Origin of the sequence: Myxococcus sp. MxC21-1 (assembly GCF_032612255.1) — a bacterium.
GTDB lineage: Bacteria > Myxococcota > Myxococcia > Myxococcales > Myxococcaceae > Myxococcus > Myxococcus virescens.
In genome coordinates, this window is sequence record NZ_CP123278.1 from 1,976,456 (window position 1) to 1,994,167 (window position 17,712).

A 17,712-nucleotide genomic window follows, 5' to 3' on the forward strand; every position below is an offset into this window, starting at 1 on the left:
GCTCCAGGAGCAGCGGATGCGCAGCGCGAATTCCGTGAGTCCATTGTTGCGGTCCCTCTCCCGTCCCCATGGCTTCGAGCCGCTGCGGGTCGAAGGCCGGCTCCCCGAGTACCTCCGGGGGACGTTGTTCCGCGCCGGACCGGGCCTCTTCGAGCGATTTGGCACGCGAATCGCGCATGCGTTCGAGGCGGATGGCGCCGTGACGGCGGTGCGCTTCGACGGCGGTGGCGCGCAGGGCGCGAGCCGCATCGTGGAGAGCGCCGGCTACCGTGCGGAGGAGCGCGCGGGGCGGTTTCTCTACACGTCATCCGCGTCGTGGCTCGATCGGATGCGGTCGGCGAGCAAGGACATGGCGAAGACCACGGGCAACACCTCGACCTTCCTGTGGAAGGACCGGCTCTTCGCACTGATGGAGAACGGCCTGCTCCAGGAGATGGACCCCGCGACGTTGGAGACGCTCGACGCCACGGGACTGGGCGTGGTGACGGGGGCCTTCTCCGCACACCCTCATCGTGTCGCTTCGCTGCGGACGACGTTCAACTTCGGGGTCCGGTATGGCCGGAAGATGAACATCGACCTGTACGCGCTGCCGGACGACGGGGAACCGTCGAAGCTCGGCACCGTGGAGGCGCCCTGGCAGAGCATGGTGCATGACTTCATGGCGACGGAGCGGCACCTCATCCTGTTCGTGGGGCCCGTGCAGTTGAATCTCCTGCGCGCCATGGTCGGCCTTGGAGATGTCACCCAGCTCTTTCGGTGGAGGCCTGAGCTGGGGGCGCGGCTCATCGTCGTCCCGCTCGATGCCATCCATTCACCCCGGACGTTCGAGCTCGCCCCCTTCTGGCTCTGGCATTTCTCGAACGCCTTCGAGGACGCGGACGGTCCATGTGTCGACTTCTGCCGCTACCCCGAGTTCTCGCTCGGGGAGATTGGAGAAATGGAATCGACCGGGCCCCTCCCGTTGCTGACGCGAGTGAAGCTCGACCTGAAGTCCGGCACGGCGCGTGAGACGAAGCTCTTCGACGTTCCCTGCGACTTTCCTCAGGTGCATCCGCGACTGCATGGCGCGCGGCACGGTACGGTGTTCGCGCAAACCGAGCGGAACGTCATGGACCGGAACATCCTGGGGGTGACGCGCATCGACCTCGACCGGGGCAGGAGCACCGAGTGGGAACTCCCGGCCGGACATGTGCCGAGTGAGCCCGTGCTCGTGCCGCGCGAGGCGTCGCAGGACGCCACCTTCGTGCTCGACCTCGTGTTCGACTCGACGACCGACCACTCCTACGTCGCGGTGCTCGACGGCGAGCATCTCGAAGACGGTCCGCTGGCGACCGTTCACTTCGACCAGGCCATCCCCGTGACGTTTCACGGCAGTTTCGCCGCGATGTGATGTCCTTCGCTGCCTGGTGGCGCGAGGTCAGAACCTGCTTCAGCCCGAGGGAGCGCTGTGCCCGGCCGCTCTGCTGGACGAAGCGCTCATGGATGGCCTCCCGCTGGACAGCTTCGCGCGAGAGGCCAATCCATGGCCATCAATGAGCAACGGCGACTGCCTGCCGCATCAAGCCGCGGCGTGGCGGACTACTCGGAGTACTCGTAGCTGTCGACGAGCTGCCAGTTGCGGTTGTAGACGTAGCGCCGGGTGAACCAGCCGCTGTGGCAGCTGCCCGTGTTGCTGGCCGTGTAGCCATAGACGAAGCCGTTGTGGATGCGGGCCTCGAGGGTCGGGTAGCCGGGGTTCTCACAGGGCTGGGTGACCCGGACGGCCTGGTAGGCGGCCTCGGCGTAGACCTGCTCCTGGCCCTCGAAGTCGTAGCGGGAGTGGACGCGCTCCGCGGTGAACGTGGCGAGCTGGCTGGCCTGCTGGGCGTAGGTCTGCGTGAGGAAGGACTGCAGGTGGGCCAGGGTGGTGGCCTCGGAGGTGAGCGTGCCGGTGAGGCGGTGCACGGCGCCATCCGTGTCGGAGAGCGCCGCGCGGATGGAGGCGATACCGGCCGGGCCCTGGTAGACGGTGGTGTCGCCCCAGGTGAAGCTGAGGGCGCCGCCAGCGCTGTAGGCATTGAGCGCGCAAGCGCCGTTGGCACCGGCCGTCTCGACGATGATGATCTTGCGGAGGCGGTGCTCGGGGTTCACGAGCGCGATGCACTCGTCGCCAGCGACACCGTCGTAGTTGGCGGCCGGGAGCACCGCCTCGACGATGTTGTGGACGCGGAACAGGGGGTCCGTGGCCTGCTGCTCGATGGACTGAACCGCATCCGTATCAGTGTCCGTCTCGGGACCGAGACAGCCAGCGGTGAGGGAAGAAGCGACGAGGAGGGACGCGAAGCTGAGGGAAGTGCGCATGGCGGCGGAAGATAGCACGCCAGATTTGCCCGTTTTAAACGGTAATAAGTGTTCCGATACGGAATGGACAGATGTCCTGTTGGAGCACGCGAACGGACGTTACATGCCTCTGGGCATGTGAAAAAATTCAATGACTGCGTCCGGCTGTCTCCTGTGGATTGATACAAATTTGTTACGCAAAACAGCCGGATTGCGCGATGCGGGCATTCGGTGAATCACCCTAGAAGTCTCGAATCGAGTCCATCACCGACACCAGGGCCTCTCGATTGAGCGGCTCGGCGGGGGTCCCTTCCGTGGACTGGAGCTTTTCATCCACCGCGTCGAAGATGCCCATCAGCGCGAGATAAATCTGCTCACGCTCCTCGGTGAAGATGAAGGTGTTGCGGGCATCCAGCTTGTTGAAGCCATCGGTGTAGGTCGTGACGATGGGGGTGAGCGCGGACACGAGGGCAGCGGGGGAGCGGTCCCCTTCGGAGACGGCCTTGAGCGCGGCCGACCGTGCCTGGCGGTACAGCGCCGCGGCCTTCTTCGCCTGGGCCGGGGTGATGTTGTCGGCCCCGTCCCAGACGCGAAAGGGGTTGTCCAGGTTCTCCGCCAGCCAGTCGGCCTTGCGCGGCTGTCGCACCGACAGGTCCAGGCCCTCGCGCGCGGCGGCCTTGTAGGCTTTCTTCACCTGGGCGGCGACGCCCGCGGGAATGCTCGTCAGCCAGAGCATTCCCAGGTGGGGGAGCTGCTCCGGGCCGGGGAACTCGTCGGGTGACATCCCGAACAGGTCGCTCAATGTCAGCATGGCCAGGGCCGGGAGCTTCGCCAGTTCGGCGGTGTTCCTGAGGAAGCCCGGGGCGCCCCAGATGCGCAGCTCCGTCAGGTTTGGGAAGCGCCGCACGATGCGCGAGGCATCCACGTCGCGCGCGGCCGCCACATGCAGGCTGTCCAGTGTGTCCAGGCCAGACCAGGGCTTGTCCGGAGCTTCGAGGCCCAAGGTCAGCCAGCGCCCATCCGCCTCACCGTGAATCTTCAGCGCCGGGTCGGGTTGGCCGAGCAGGGACAGGTGCTCCAGTCCGTCGTTCAGATAGAGCTCGTGGACGCCCGTGATGTCGAGCGTGAGCTGGGTCAGTTGGGCTCCCCGCAGGTCGACCCGGCGCTCACCATGCTTGAGCACCTCTGATTCATAGACAAAGGGACGGCGCCGGATGAAGTCGAACAGGCCGGGGATGGGGGCGTCCGCATTGACAGACGTCAGAATCGGCAGCGCCTCGAACACCGACAGGTCAGACGCGGCGGCGAGCTGCTCCGTATCCAGCCGTTGCGTCGAGCGGAGTACCTCCATGTCGCCGACCGTGAACAGCACCCGGTTGTCGGGTGCGGCGTCCATCTGCTTGAAGAGGTCGCGCTGCGCCTGGGGGATGGCCTCCCAGCGGCGCTGATTGTAGAGGTCGCTGCCGGATGGCCAGCCGCTGTAGCTGTTGACGTCCTCGACGACGAGGGGCGGCCGGTGGCCCACCCGGGTGAATCCGCGAGGAACGTCGGCGGACGCCCAGACGTGGACGCGGTGGTCCTTCCAGAAGAAGAAGTTGATGTTGGCGGGGGCCATGGCCGCCACGGTGGCGGCGTCGGGCAGGGAGGGGCCCACCCAGTCCAGCGCCAGCACACAGGCCAGCTCGTCCTTCCCCTCGACCTTCAGGGCGGTCACCTGGACCGCCGTGTAGGCGTCAAGCCGAGGGGTGTGGACGACGAAGATGTCTCCTGGCGTGGGCTTCATGGTCGACCGGGTCCGTAAGAGGGGTGGTTCGGACCCAGTCTAGGCCATGTGCCGCATCGCTCCCGCGTTGTTTGAGGGGGAGGGGCGGCGACGGAGCGCTGCCCCTCCAGACTTCAGCCCGCCAGGGGCGTCTGCCGCGCCTGCGCCTCGCGCAGCCACGCCACCGTGTCGCTCAGGGTCTGCCGGTGGCTCCGCGGCCGGTAGTCGAGCTCCTCGTGGCTCCACAGCGTCTTGAACCCCCAGTGGCACGTCGACATCTCGAGCACCACGGGGTCCGGGAGCTTCTTGAGCGGCACGTGGGAGCCGAGCTTCGCGAGCCCGTCGACGACGAGCGTCGGCACGCCGGGACGGTTCACCCGGATGCCGGCGACCTCGCCCACGCGCTCGAAGAAGGTGCGCAGGGGCAGGGCGGTGCCGGGCAGGTGGTACGTGTCCCGCCAGTCCGCCTTCTTCGTCAGTACCGCGAGCGCATGCGCCACGTCCCGCACGTCGGTGAAGGCGATGCCTCCCGTGGGGATGAAGGGGAGGCGCCCGTTCAGCACGCGGGCCACGTTGGTCGTCGAGCGGCCCAAGGTGTCCCCGGGGCCGAGGAGCACCGGAGGCCGCACCACCGTCATCTTCACGCCGAGCTGCTTCGCCAGCTTCCGCGACTGTTGCTCGGCGTGAATCTTCGACAGGTAGTAGGGCCACCGGCCCACGAGCGCCTCGGCGTAGAGGGAGTGCTCGTCCGCCTCGATGGTCGGATGGGAGAAGCAGCCCACCGTGCCTGACGTCGACACCAGCACCAGCCGGGCGTCGAGCGCCTTCGCGGCGCGCACCATGGCCAGCGAGCTGTCGATGTTGAAGCGCACCATCTCGTCGGCGTGCTGCCGGCTGTGGTGGACCATTCCCGCGGAGTGAATCAGCACCTTCACGCCCTGGGCCTGGGACAGCCACGCGTCAGGGTCGAGCGGCGTGCCCGACACCTGGGCCACCGGGCTCGGCAGCGGCGAGCGAACCAGCGCCACGGCGTCGTCGCCCAGCGTCTCCAGCAGGTTGCGTCCGAGGAACCCGCTGGCTCCCGTCACGAGTGTCTTCACGGCTGCACCCCGCGCCAGGCGCATGCCTCATGGAACCGCGAGAGCTCCGCCGCGTTCGGCCCCCACTCGAAGTTGTCACCCGCGGGCTTCACGATGTCGCGCGAGACCAGCGCCTGCACCACGCCATCGAGGTGCGGCCGGTGCGTCACCGCCACGGCCTTCAACTCGTCGGGCGCGCGCACCTTCGTCGCCTCCTGGTAGTCACGCACGACAGGCTCGAAGAGCGCCTTCACCACGGCGTCGACGCGCGCGTCGCTCAGCTCGGCCAGCGGCGTGGCGCACCAACGGTAGCGCGACAGGTGGTCTTCCAGCGCGGGGTTGCCGGGCTGCCGGGCCAGCACATCACCGGCGAACCAGTGCTGCCACTGGTTCCGGAGCGAGTGTGCCAGCGTGGGAGACAGGGGGCTGGGGACGGGCAGGTCGCTGTCGAGCACGCGGCCTCCGCGGCGCTCGATGGCCTCGCGCAGCCACGCTTCATCCACGCCCGGAATCGGGTTCTCGGCGAGGAACGTGCGCAGATGGAAGCTGCTCACCGTGGTGTGGCGTTGCAGCTCCGCCATGAGCGCATGGCTCAGCGCGCGGACGTCGGTGTCCGGGTTGAGCGCCAGCGGCGCGCCACACGACAGATGCACACGGCCCAACTGCACCTGGCCCCGCGTCAGCTTCGCGAGCCACGACAGCACGCCGGTGAGCGTCATCTTCGGGCGCGGCTTGCCGGACAGCTCCTCCGACAGGGACGCCTCCTCAGGAAGCCGGTCGTAGGAGATGGCGACGGGCAACACGACGAACTGGCGCTTCGTGTTCTGCAGCGCGCGCAACATCCCGCGCTTGGGCGGCAGCATCAGCCGCGCGCGGCTGCGCTGACCCTCGACGAAGAACATGAGCGAAGCGTTCTTCTCGGTGAGCCGGCGTAGCTCCTCGCCCAGCTCCGGCACCTCGCGGCCCACGCCGCGCTTGATGAAGAAGGCCTGCGAGTCCTTGAGAATCGGGCCCACCACGGGGATGCGGCCGAACTCCTCCGCGGCGGCGATGTGTGGCATCGAGATGCCCAGCTCCGGGTGCTGGAAGCACAGGTAGCTGGTCAGCAGGAAGTCGAAGTAGCTGCGGTGGGTGGGCGCCAGCACCACCAGCGTGCCGGGAGGCACCTGCGCCATCGCGCGCTCGAACGACGGCCGGTCGAACGTCACGTCGCTGGTGCAGTGGCGGAACGTCTTGCGCAGCGCATAGCCAAACACCTTGTGCGTGGTGTTGCCCACGCCGCGCTCCTGGACCCACGCCCGGTCGCCGCGCGCGTCGTCGTGCTTCGGCCCGGCGAAGGACACCTGGCTCTCATCGCGCGACAGCAGGTGGCGGTACATGCCCTCGTTCACCACGCGCACGTACTCGAAGGGGTCGAAGCCGGGGACCTCCAGCGGCTCGCTGCGCACGAAGTCGAAGGTGTGGTGCGTGAAGTACGCGAAGCCCTCGTTGAGGTACTGCACCTTCTCGTCGGCGCGCACCAGCCGGCGGTGCGCCTTGGCCTGGCCAAAGAGCGCGAGCGCCGCCTTCTGCAATTGCACCGGCAGTTCCCGGCGCATCAAGTCGACCGCGTCGAAGCCGTGGTCCTTGCGGCCGACGAACATGTCGGGCGCCTTCACCACGCCGGGGCGGTGCTTGAACCACTCGATGGTCGACGCCGCGGCCATGTCGATGCGCAGCGCGCGCTGCACACCCATGGTGGCGTGAACGATGGGAACGGCCTGGCCGGGCTTCGGCATGGGGCCGAACACCGAACGCACGACTTCACTGGCGACCACGTCCACCGGCACCACGTCCAGGCGCACCGACGGGTCGGCGTTGAAGGCGCGCACCACGCCCAGGCCGCTGTACAGCAGGCAGCCCGCGAGCGCCGCCGGGCTGTCGAGCCAGGCCGGGAAGGGCGTGCGGTGGGCCGCGGAGACGATGCTGGGGCGCACGATGACGACGGGCACGTGGCCGCGGCGCTCGCAGATGAGGTGCTCGGCGACGCTCTTGGTGAGGGTGTACGTGTTGGGGTGGCCGGTGAGCTCCAGCCACTCGCGGCCGTCGCCCTGCGCCACCTGGAAGGCCTCGTAGAGCTCCGCGGCGGGCTTCGGCAGGTGCGCCAGCTTCTCTTCGATGGGGCCGGGCCGCCACACGCTGACGTAGGCCGTCGACACGTCGACCATGCCCACCACCTTGGGGCACGTGCGCGCGAGCTCCAGCACCGACAGCGCGCTCCGGATGTTGGCCGAGGTCGCCTGCGCCAGCGGCAGGTCGAACTCCACGCTGGCGGCGCAGTGCACGACGTGCGTGACGTGCTGGCGCACGGCGTCGGCGTCAGCGGGAGACAGGCCGCAAGCGGGCTGCTCGAGGTCGCCGCTCACCACCGCGACGCGCTCCGTCCAGCCGGGCTGGAGGCGCGAGAAGCACTCGGCCTGCGCCACCTTCGCGAAGCGCTCCGCCGCCGAATGCACGCGGCCCTGGCGGTCCTTCGATTCGCGCACCAGCACCGTGACGCGCTCGACGCCCTGCGCGAGCAGCGCCTCCAGCACCACCTTGCCAACGAAACCCGTAACGCCGGTGAGAAATACGTGGCGGGACATCAGTGCGCCTCCTCATCCGGGGTCAGGGCCACCGGGCCGTTGATTCCGCAGTTCGACGCGCCGAAGACGTTGTCGGGGTCGATGGCGGCCTTGACCTTGCGGTTGAGGGCCAGCGCGGCCTCCGAGTACACCTCGGGCAGGAAGTCGCGGCGAATCTTCCCGACGCCGTGGTGATGCGACAGCGAGCCACCAGCGGCCAGGATCTCCTCACGCGCCGCATGCTCGAGCGCCGCGTAGGCGCCCACCGGGTCGCTGACGCCGCGCGCGTAGAAGCCCAGGTAGAAATAGATGACCACGCCCGTCTGGTAGACTTGCGTGAAGCGGCCGGTGAAGAAGACCTTGCCCGGAAGGCCCAGCGCGGCGTGCTCCTTCTCCACGCGGCGCTGCACGCGCTCGTAGAGGTCCATGGCACGGCTCCACGGCACGCTCGTCTCGAAGCTCTCGGCGATGGCCCAGTGCTCGAAGGTGAGGTCCCGGATGTACGCGATGCCGAAGGTCAGCTGGTAGCCGCGCTCACCGTTGGCGCCACCGCCCTTCATGCCGCCGTGCTCGGAGGCGATGCGGTACACCGTCTTCTCCTGGAAGGCGACCTCCTCGCGCGAGCCCTCGAAGACGAGGGTGGCCACGGCGAGCTTGTACGGGTCGAAGCCCTTGAGCTTCGTCACCACGGCCTTCTCGACCTCGCTCTTCACCTTCGCGGCCAGCCCGTGCTTGGCCGGCTTGAGCGCCTGGCCGAAGTGGAACTGGGTGTTGTCCATCACCCGCACGCTGGCCGGCACCGCGCCCGACTGCTGGAGCGCGTAGAGGAACGAGAGGCCCGTTTCGAGGTCGGGGAAGATGACCGAGCCGTAGCGCTGCACCTCAGGGAGGGGGAACAGCTTCACCACCGCCGTGGTGACGATGCCGAAGTTGCCCTCGCTGCCGAACATGTACTGGCGCGGGTTGACGCCCACGCTCTCACGGGGGGCCTGGCGCGGGCGCTCCACGATGCCCTGGGGCGTGACGACCTGCATGTCGAGCACCAGGTCCTCGATGTTGCCGTAGCGGTTCTTCTTCATGCCGCTGGCGTTCGTGGCAATCCACCCGCCGAGCGTGGAGAACTCGAGGCTGTCCGGCTCATGGCCCATGGTGAAGCCGAACTTCGCGAGCTCCTCCATCAGGTGACGGCCCGTGGCGCCCGCCTCGATGCAGGCCATGCGGTTGACGGGGTCTACCCACAGAATCCGGTTCATCTGCCGCATGTCGACGGCGATGACCAGGCGCTCCTCGGAGAGCGGGATGCGCAGCGCCTCCGTCACATTGGTGCCGCCGCCGAAGGGGATGACACAGGCGCCGTGCTGGGTGGCGACCTCCACCAGTCGCACCACCTCATCGTGGCCGCGCGGGAAGACGACGAGGTCGGGCACCCGGTCCAGCTTCCCGTAGCGGATGGCCCAGATTTCACCGCCGGTGTGGCCATGGCCACGGCGCAGGCGCTGCTTGGGGTCGTCGGTGAGCTGCTCTTCCTTCAGGAACTCGCGCAGCGCTGCTACGAGCTTGTCGTTCTTCTTCGCCGCGGGAATCTCGGGCGGGTAGTGCGGCTCGTTGCGATTGTCGTACCCCAGCGGCGAGGCCAGCTTGCCGGCGAACCACGGCATCAAGTCTGGCAGCGCGACATTGCTGATGTTGTAGCGGGTGCCCGTGAGGACGGTGCTCCCGTCGGGCTTCACCACGAAACGCGTGTCGGCGAAGCCCCAGCCTTCGAGTGATTCTTCGTCCTTCGACGCGGCAGGCGTCGGCGGCGTGAAGCGCGTGTCTCCGGAGGAAGGCGTGGGTGACGGGCTGCCGAAGCGCTCGCTCACCTCATTCAGCGCCACATTCCCAAGACGGCGCAGCAAACCTGATTGTTTAGCCATGGTCACTCGCAGTCGTACACAGGGCCCTCTTCCCCGTCAACGCGCGCGGGTTACGCAGGTGCGCACTGCGTTACGCGATTTCGGAACCGCCAGTCTCGTAAGTGGCTTGTTTCCGAGACCCGAAGTCTCGTAAAGGCGAGTCATGCGGACGGGACGACCCAGGGACGAAAGAGTGCGCCTGGCCATTCTCAAGGCGGCGCAGGAGCTGGTGCTGGAGAAGGGCTATGCGGCGGTGACGACCGCTGACGTGGCGGAGCGCGCGGGGGCCGGGAAGCAGACCATCTACCGTTGGTGGCCGGGCAAGGGCGCGCTGGTGCTCGACGCGTTCTCCGAGTGGGTGAGTCAGGCGCCCCGCATGAGCCGGCGCAAGCCTTCCCTGTCCTCGACGCTGGTGGAGTTCTGCCGGGGGCCGCGGAGGCGGCGCCCGTGCTGCGAGCGCTGATGGCGGAGGCGCAATTCGACGAGGACCTCCACCGGCGGCTCATCGCCCAACTGGTGCGCCCGCGGGGGACGAGCTCCGGGCATGCCTCGCCGACCGCCGGCCCGCCGACCGGGAGCTCGTGGTCAACGTGCTCTCCGGCCTGGTGTGGCAGCGCCTCATGCTCAATGAGCCACTGGACGCACGTTTCGTGCGCTTCGCGCTGCGGGTGGTTCAGCGCATCTGAGGTGGGCGGCTCTGTTGGGGAGCAGCCGGGGAGGCGTGGAACGCGGTGGCGGGTCGCGGTCCTCCTGTGCTAGCTAGCCCGGAGCCACTTGACGCTCCGATGGCGGCCGCGACATCTCGTTGCGACCGTAGGGTGTCCTCGAGTGGCTCCGTCAGGCGTGTGCCTCTCGAGCATTCACCACGTTGTTGCTGGAGGCTCACATGTCCTCGTCCGAACTTCCCGTTCTCAAGTTCATCCTCACGAACTACAAGAACTTCAACGCGCGCGCGACGCGCGATGCGCTCCTGTCCTACTGGGAGCATGTGTCGAACGGTGGCCGGATGTTCTGGAGCGTCGCGGGCGCGATGTCGTCGGCGCAGCTCGGCATCACGCTCGCACCGGCCATCCGGGCGGGGCTGATTCACGGTCTGTCGGTGACGGGTGCCAACATCGAGGAGTCGCTCTTCCGGCTCGTCGCGCACACGGGGTACAAGGACTTCCCCGAGTACCGCTACTTCACCAAGCAGGACGACACGCGAATCCTCGAGCAGCGGATGCGCCGGGTCACCGATACGAGCATCCCCGAGGACGAGGCGTTCCGCGCGGTGGAGAAGATTGCCGTCCCGATGTGGAAGGGCGCGACCGAGAAGGGCGAGCGCCGCTTCTGGCACGAGTACTTCTACGCGTTCATCCAGGCGCTCGACCCCTCCGCATATGAGGGTGACCCGGAGGCCTGCTGGCTGCTCGAGGCGGCGCGGCACCGTCTGCCCATCGTCGTCCCTGGCTATGAGGACTCGACGTTCGGCAACATCTTCGCGTCCTACGTGAAGACGGGCGAGTGCAACGCGAGCATCGTCAAGTCTGGCATTGAGTACATGGCCGACTTCTACGACCGCTACGAGGAAATGTCCGAGGGCCGGGGTGTCGGCTTCTTCCAGATTGGCGGCGGCATCGCCGGTGACTTCCCCATCTGCGTCGTTCCGTCGATCAAGTACGACCTGCAGAAGCCGGTGAAGCCGTGGGCCTACTTCTGCCAGATCAGCGACTCGACGACGTCCTACGGCTCGTACTCGGGCGCGACGCCCAATGAGAAGATCACCTGGGACAAGCTGACCGAGACGACGCCGATGTTCGTCATCGAGTCGGATGCCACCATTGTCGCGCCGCTGATTCTCAGCGCCCTGCTCGAGTGCAAGAGCAACCCGGAAGCGGCGAACGCGCTCATCGCGAAGCACCAGGGCTAGCCGTCGCAGCAGGCGGGGCGGCTCGCGCCGCTCCGCTCGTGGGAATGGCGTGACGCTGCCACGACGCACGGGATGCCGTGCGTCGCGGTCCCCCAGTCAGCCGGACTCCGCGGATGGCCAGGTGAGCCGCACCCTCGTCCCGTGTGGCTCCACGGCGCTGAAGGCCACGTCGCAGTTGAACCGGCGCGCCAGCCGCTCCACGAGCGACAGGCCGATACCGAAGCCCGTGTGCCCGGGCGCGACCCGGCCGAAGCCCACGCCTGTGTCGGAGATGCTCCAGCCCTCTGGCTCGATGTGGATGACGATGCTCCCCTGGTGCGTATAGGCGAGCGCGTTCTTGATGAGGTTGCCCAGCATCACTCGCGCCACGGACCCAGGAAGCGGCGCGAGGACCTCCTCTTTCGCCTCGATGACGAGCGCCACGTCGCCGTGAGGGCGGTGGTTGCCGTACAGCGCGACCATTTCGCGGGTGATGCTCACCAGTCCGCACGATTCGTCGGAGTGGCCTGACCGGGCCAGCCAGAGGATGCCCTCCGTCAGCAGGCCCATGTGGTGAACGGCCTGCCGCAGACGGCCGAAGGTCTCCGTGTCCGCGGGTGGGTCCAACTCCAGTATCTCCACCGCGCCCTGCGCCACGGCGAGGGGCGTACGCAGTTCATGGCTCGCGTCCCGGTTGAAGGCGCGCTCCCGCTCCAGCAGTTCCTGGATTCGGGCATCCCGGACACGCAGGGCTTCGGCCAGGGCCCGCACCTCGGTGACCCCGACGTCCTCTTCCCGCGCCGGAGTATCCGACTGGACGCGTGCGACGAGCTGTTCCAGCGGACGGCTGAGCCTCCGTGCGACGACAAGGGAGAGCCCGGCGGCGCCCAGCAGGGCCAGCAGCGCACTTGCCAGCAGCAGTCCGGACGTCTGGCGCAGGTGGCGGGTGGTGCTCGTCAGCGCCGTCGTGTCCAAGACCATGTAGCGCGTCGTGCCAGCCGACGCATCCGGTCGCACCGCGACATGGAAGTGCCCACGGCCCTGGGCGAAGACTTCGTATTCGCCGCGAGGTGTGTCCAGGGGGAGCGCGTCTCCGAGCCAGGACGGAAGTCTTTCGTGGCCGACATAGGCCGTCATTCCCAGTGGGATGGCCCCCGTGTCCTCCCTGCGTCCGTCCGCCGCGGTGGCGACGAACCGAGCGAAGATGGCGTCTTCGAGGTCGTAGCTGAAGAGCGTGAAGAACGTCCCCATCAGGACGAGCGCGAGCGCCGCGGACATGCCCATGGCGCCCAGGAGGAGACCTCGGACCGACCTAGTCCTCGCGCGCATCCAGGCGGTATCCCTTGTTGCGGAGCGTGGTGATGCAGTCGCTCATCCCCAGCTCGGCGAGTGCTCCGCGCAGGGCATAGACGTGGGTGCGCAAGGCACTGGATTCCGGCGCATCGTCCCCCCAGAGGTGGTGGGCCAGCGTGGCCGTCGAGACGGGCTCGGGCGCGGCCTCCATCAGCAGCCTCAGGAGGAGTGTCTCGGTCTTATTGAGGTGGACGGTGCGCACGCCTCGCCGTGCCTGGCCCGTGTCTGGCTCCAGCGTCAGTGGCCCCACCGTCAGCCGTCGTCCGCTCGGAGGCACGGGGCGCCGCGCCAGGGCTTCGAGCCGCAGCCGCAGCTCCCTCAAGGAGAACGGCTTGACGAGGTAGTCATCCGCGCCCGCGCGGAAGCCTTCTTCCTTGTCATCGAGTGTGTCCCGAGCGGTCAGCATGAGGATGGGCACCAGCCGGGGCGCGAGCTGCCGGTAGCGTTGACACAGCTCGATGCCACTCATTCCCGGCAGCATCAGGTCCAGGACGATGACGTCGTATTCCTGGCTCAGCGAGAGCGTGAGCCCCTGGGGCCCGGTGGCGGCGAAGTCGAGCTGGAAGTCCTTCCCCAGAAACCTCTCGACGTTGGCCTGGAGGTCCAGGTTGTCTTCGACGACGAGCACTCGCATGGGTGGGCAGGTTATCAGCCGCCACGTCAACCGGAGGTCAACCGGGTGTTGACGCGTGGCTGACGCGGAGGGCGGCAAGGTGACCGGGCTTCTGACCTCTGGGAGAACCGCGATGACCCGCTTGCTGTCGCTGTGCCTGCTGCTTCTATCCGCTTCTGTGGCCCGTGCCGCCGCCCTGGAAACGTCGCTGGACGTTCGCGGCGCGGATGGAGAACGCATCCCCACGCGGGTGCTGGAGCCGGAGGTCGCCGCCGCGAATCCTCCCATCGCCGTCCTCCTGCACGGCCTGACGCGCCGCAAGGAGGACTGGTTGTCGAATGAGGGGCCAACCCACGGCGGTGTGCTGAAGGACGAACTGCTGCGGTCCGGCTACCGCGTCTATCTCCTCGATGCACGCCGGCACGGAGAGCGGGCGACGCCCGAGGCCAGGCCGGGAGCGCTCGCCAAGCGGGCCCATCAAGGGGACCCCTCAGGGTACGTGGCGATGATTGCCGACACCGTCCGCGATGCCCACGCGCTGCTGACCACCGTGCTCGCGAAAGGCCAGCCGCCTCGGGTGCTCGTCGCCGGGTACAGCATGGGAGCCCAGGTGGGAATCCTGCTGGCGGCGCGTGAGCCCCGCATCACCCACCTGGTCACGATGGTTCCACCCCACATCGACCCGTCGATGGAGGAGGTTGCCCCCTCGCGCCACATGGCGAGCGTTCACCAGGTATGGCTGCTGCTGACGGCGAACAAGGATGACTTCGCGCCTGTCGCGGACAGCCGCGCCCTGTTCGATGCCGCTCCGTCTCGTCGCAAGACACACAAGACCTTCGACAGCGGGCATGTCCTCCCACGGGAGTATCTGGAGGAGGTGCGCCGCTGGCTCCATGCGGACCGCCGAGCGCCTGCCCGCAAGGGCCCATGAGGCGCCCTTACCGTGGACCGCCCAGGGTCCGGAGGAAGAACAGCCCCACATCGTCCCGGTAGTAGCGGCTGGCGGCACCCCGAGGGGAGTGCGGCTGGCCGGGCATGATGAGCAATTCGAAGCGCTTGCCCGCGCGGATGAGCGCGTCCGCCATCCGCATCGTCACGGAGAGCGTGGCATTCACGTCGCTCGTGCCGTGCATCAGCTTCAGGTGGCCCTTCAGCCTGTCTGCAATAGCGAGGTTGTCGCCCGCCGCGTACCCCTGGGGATTGACGCTTGGGAGGTTGAGATAGGGCTCGTTGATGATGGCCTCTTCCTCCAGCGCTCCGGGGGCTCCGGCGTAGCCCGCCTTGAAGAAGTCCGGCGCCGTCAGCATGCCGCGCAGCGTGAAATAGCCGCCCCACGAACCGCCGTGGATGCCGACCCGCTCCAGGTCCATCCATGGGCGCGTGGACGCGGCCTGCTTCAGCCCCGCGACGTAGTCGGGAATCTCCGTCTGGCCCACGCGGCTGTAGTTCGCGTCCTGGAAGGACTTGCTCCGTCCGGGGCCACCCCGGGGGTCCAGCAACACCACGATGAAGCCCAGCTGCGCCAGGCCGCTGGCGGTCAGCGAATCCGAAGTCCCCAGGAAGGTCCAGGGGACAACGGTGGTGAACGGACCCGCGTAGATGGCGGCGAGCACGGGGTAGCGCTTCGAGGCGTCGAAGTCGCGTGGCTTGTAGAGCACGCCGTGCAGGGGCGTGACGCCGTCGGCCGCCTTGACGAGCAGCGCCTCCGGCCGCGTGTCGCCGAGCGACTCGAACTCACTCGCGTCCGACGTGGTGAGTCGCACGCGCTTGCCACTCTCCATGGACACCAGCTCCCTCAGCCGGGGCTGTGTCCGCGAGGACCATGTGTCCACGTAGTACTGGCCCGAGGGGGACGGCGTGATGCGGTGCATCCCCGAGCACTGGGACAGCCGCTTCAACGCGCCTCCCTTCAGGCTTCCCCGGTAGAAGAGGTGCTCGTATGGCGCGCCGCTGTCGGCGGAGGCCAGCACGTAGAGGGCATCTCCCGTGGGGGCGACTCCCACCACTTCGTGCACGGGAAAGGCGCCTCGCGTGAGCTGCCGCACGCGCTTCCCCGAGCGGTCATACGCATACACGTGACGCCAGCCATCACGCTCGGACATCCAGAGGTAGCCGCGTCCTCCTGGCAGCGCAGTCACCTGTTTCGCCCAGCCGCCCACCGCGAAGTCCAGGCCGGTGACGAAGGTCTCCGGGCGCTCCTCGCGCAGCACGTGCCGACGCTGGCCCGACGCGGGTTCCACGACGGTCAGGTCCAGCCGCTTGGCGTCACGCGAGAGGTGGAGACACAGCGCCTCGGTGCCCTCGGGATTCCAGCCGGCGAACCAGTCATACGTCTCGCCCTCGACGGGCGGAATGCGCGTCACGCGGCCCGTCGCCACTTCCACGACATGGAGCTCCGCGCGCGGCAGTGGCGTCCCGGACTTCGTGTAGGGCACCGTCGTCACCTTCTCCAGCGCGGAGGAGTAGTCCACGACGGGCACCTGGTGAACGCCGCGGAGGTCATCCCGCCACACCACCAGGAAGCGGCCATCCGGTGACCAGGGACGCTCCGGAATCCGCCAGTCGAGGTTCGCTTCTCCCGTGCGCTCGACCACGGTGGCTCCTTCCGCGTTCAGCACCGCGAAGCCGCCCTGGCGTTGCACGGCGAGCGCGCCGCCTTTCGGCGCGAGGAAGTGCTGAGGCGACAGCGTCAGCGCGGCCCGGTCCTCCGGCGACAGCAAGGTGACGTGGCCACCTGACAGGCCCAGGCCAAAGGTCTTCCCCTCCAGGCGGAACACGATGCCCTGCTCATCGGGCGCGAGCGCGACGTCGAAGAAGCGGGGCGCGGTGATGGGCTTGCCCAGCAGCGTCGAGAGCTGCTGCCTCAGTTGCTCACCGGACAGGAGTGGCTTCAGCTCCCCCGTCTTCGCGTGCGCCAGCACCCACGTCCCGCCGTCCTTGCCCTCACGGGACCAGAAGACCAACCGGTCGCCCTCACGCAGCCACCTGGGGGGGACCAGGCTGTCCCGCAGGAGTTCCGCCCGGCGGACGAACCGGTCCGCCAGGTCCAGCTTCGCCTGGGTCTGCGCATCCGGCGTGGCTCCGGAGGGGGCGAGGGGGAGGGGAGCGTCATCCAGTGCCAGGACGGGGGCTCCCGTCAGCGCTGTGAGCATCAGGCCGAGGGGAACGAAGGGGAATCGCATGCGCCGATGGTAGGAAGCCGCATCCTTCACGACCAATATATCTTTTGATGCGCATTGAGATGGATATCGTCTCGATATGGAATTCCGTCAGCTCCAGCTCTTCGTCGCCGTGGCGGAGGAGCTGCACTTCGGACGCGCCGCCGCGCGCATCGGCATGGCCCAGCCGCCTTTCAGCCAGCAGATTCGCCGGCTGGAGTCCGAGCTGGGAGTCGAGCTGCTCACGCGCACGAGCCGCCGGGTGGCCCTCACCGCCGCCGGGAGCCGCTTGCTGGAGGATGCGCGCGCGTTGCTGGTCCGGCGCGCGGATGTCATCCATTCGGTGCAGCAGGCAGCGAGTGGAGAGACGGGCACGTTGCGTGTCGGCTTCGCCGCGTCGTCTGCCTTCGGCGTGCTGCCGGACATCGTGCTGCGCTTCCGCACGCGGTTTCCGAAGGTGAAGCTGGAGTTGGACGACAGCGAGACGCTGGATGTCGGCGCCGCGCTCGCCTCGGGGGAGCTGGACATCGCCATCATCCGGGCGCCCTTCCGTCACGAAGGACTCACCGTCGAGCGGCTGCTCCGGGAGCGCTTCGTGCTCGCCCTGCCAGCTCGACACCCGCGAGCCCGTCAACAGGTCGTCGCGCTGTCCTCATTGGCGAACGAGCCTTTCGTGCTCTTTCCGCGTCACTCCGCGCCGGGCCTGCACGACCTGGTGACGAGCATGTGCCTGGGCGCGGGTTTCTCTCCGAACATCCTCCAGGAAGCCAGCTCGTGGCCGTCCGTCGTTGGCATGGTGGAAGCGGGCCTGGGGCTGACCATCGCTCCCGCGTCCTCCCAGGCGCTGTGTCCCAAAGGGGTGGTGTTCCGCCCCCTGAGCGGCGCTCCCGGATACGCGGAGCTGGTGGTGGCCTTTCCTGGCGCGCGGCCCGCGCCCGCGGCGCAGCACTTCCGCGTCCTCGCGCATGAAGCCGTCTCCCGCTCTGGTAGGAGTGCTTCTGACTGAGCGGCACTCGCGCCACGAGGCCGTGGCACGAGGCGC

Annotated in this window: 13 protein-coding genes; 5 read left to right on the forward strand and 8 right to left on the reverse strand. The window is 68.1% G+C overall.

The genetic code is table 11. The annotated features are described in order from the left end of the window. Positions 1-16 precede the first annotated feature (16 nt). Positions 17-1,390, forward strand: a complete 1,374-nt coding sequence (locus QEG98_RS09355; protein WP_316566470.1) for a carotenoid oxygenase family protein — start codon at positions 17-19, stop codon at positions 1,388-1,390. A gap of 188 nt (positions 1,391-1,578) precedes the next feature. Here QEG98_RS09355 and QEG98_RS09360 read toward each other — a convergent pair whose 3' ends face one another. The 5 genes from QEG98_RS09360 to QEG98_RS09380 form a co-directional block, all read right to left on the reverse strand. Beyond that, positions 1,579-2,340: a hypothetical protein gene (locus QEG98_RS09360; protein WP_316566471.1), complete on the reverse strand. Its 762-nt coding sequence runs from the start codon at positions 2,338-2,340 to the stop codon at positions 1,579-1,581. A 220-nt stretch (positions 2,341-2,560) separates the two neighbouring features. Then, entirely contained in the window at positions 2,561-4,102 is a 1,542-nt protein-coding gene (locus QEG98_RS09365; protein ID WP_316566472.1) for a gliding motility protein, read from the reverse strand. Between the two features lie 113 nt (positions 4,103-4,215). Next, positions 4,216-5,181, reverse strand: a complete 966-nt coding sequence (locus QEG98_RS09370; RefSeq protein ID WP_316566473.1) for an NAD-dependent epimerase/dehydratase family protein — start codon at positions 5,179-5,181, stop codon at positions 4,216-4,218. Further along, on the reverse strand, positions 5,178-7,784 hold the full coding sequence (locus QEG98_RS09375; RefSeq protein WP_316566474.1) for an SDR family oxidoreductase: 2,607 nt from the start codon (positions 7,782-7,784) through the stop codon (positions 5,178-5,180). Before QEG98_RS09375 ends, QEG98_RS09370 begins: the two co-directional genes overlap by 4 nt. Then, positions 7,784-9,679, reverse strand: a complete 1,896-nt coding sequence (locus QEG98_RS09380) for an FAD-binding oxidoreductase (protein ID WP_316566475.1) — start codon at positions 9,677-9,679, stop codon at positions 7,784-7,786. The genes QEG98_RS09375 and QEG98_RS09380 overlap by 1 nt, the downstream gene beginning before the upstream one ends. 172 nt (positions 9,680-9,851) lie before the next feature. On the opposite strand from QEG98_RS09380, the gene QEG98_RS41775 reads away from it, so the two are divergent. Both QEG98_RS41775 and QEG98_RS09390 read left to right on the forward strand, forming a co-directional pair. Next, the gene (locus QEG98_RS41775) at positions 9,852-10,121 is read left to right on the forward strand and encodes a TetR/AcrR family transcriptional regulator (RefSeq protein ID WP_410477990.1); all 270 of its coding nucleotides are present in this window, start codon (positions 9,852-9,854) and stop codon (positions 10,119-10,121) included. Between the two features lie 423 nt (positions 10,122-10,544). Continuing rightward, positions 10,545-11,567 (forward strand): deoxyhypusine synthase family protein, encoded by a 1,023-nt coding sequence (locus QEG98_RS09390; protein ID WP_316566476.1) that lies wholly within the window; start codon positions 10,545-10,547, stop codon positions 11,565-11,567. A 96-nt stretch (positions 11,568-11,663) separates the two neighbouring features. Here QEG98_RS09390 and QEG98_RS09395 read toward each other — a convergent pair whose 3' ends face one another. Both QEG98_RS09395 and QEG98_RS09400 read right to left on the reverse strand, forming a co-directional pair. Further along, positions 11,664-12,830, reverse strand: coding sequence for a HAMP domain-containing sensor histidine kinase (locus tag QEG98_RS09395; RefSeq protein WP_316566477.1), 1,167 nt, complete (start codon positions 12,828-12,830; stop codon positions 11,664-11,666). A gap of 28 nt (positions 12,831-12,858) precedes the next feature. Further along, positions 12,859-13,533, reverse strand: a complete 675-nt coding sequence (locus tag QEG98_RS09400; protein WP_316566478.1) for a response regulator transcription factor — start codon at positions 13,531-13,533, stop codon at positions 12,859-12,861. A gap of 112 nt (positions 13,534-13,645) precedes the next feature. On the opposite strand from QEG98_RS09400, the gene QEG98_RS09405 reads away from it, so the two are divergent. Beyond that, positions 13,646-14,443 (forward strand): alpha/beta hydrolase, encoded by a 798-nt coding sequence (locus tag QEG98_RS09405; RefSeq protein WP_316566479.1) that lies wholly within the window; start codon positions 13,646-13,648, stop codon positions 14,441-14,443. Positions 14,444-14,450: 7 nt separating this feature from the next. Here QEG98_RS09405 and QEG98_RS09410 read toward each other — a convergent pair whose 3' ends face one another. Then, positions 14,451-16,694: a S9 family peptidase gene (locus QEG98_RS09410; protein WP_316566480.1), complete on the reverse strand. Its 2,244-nt coding sequence runs from the start codon at positions 16,692-16,694 to the stop codon at positions 14,451-14,453. 76 nt (positions 16,695-16,770) lie between these two features. Here QEG98_RS09410 and QEG98_RS09415 point away from each other — a divergent pair, with 76 nt between their 5' ends. Further along, a complete protein-coding gene (locus QEG98_RS09415) occupies positions 16,771-17,676 on the forward strand; it encodes a LysR family transcriptional regulator (protein ID WP_316566481.1) in 906 nt (301 codons plus the stop codon). Positions 17,677-17,712: the final 36 nt, after the last annotated feature.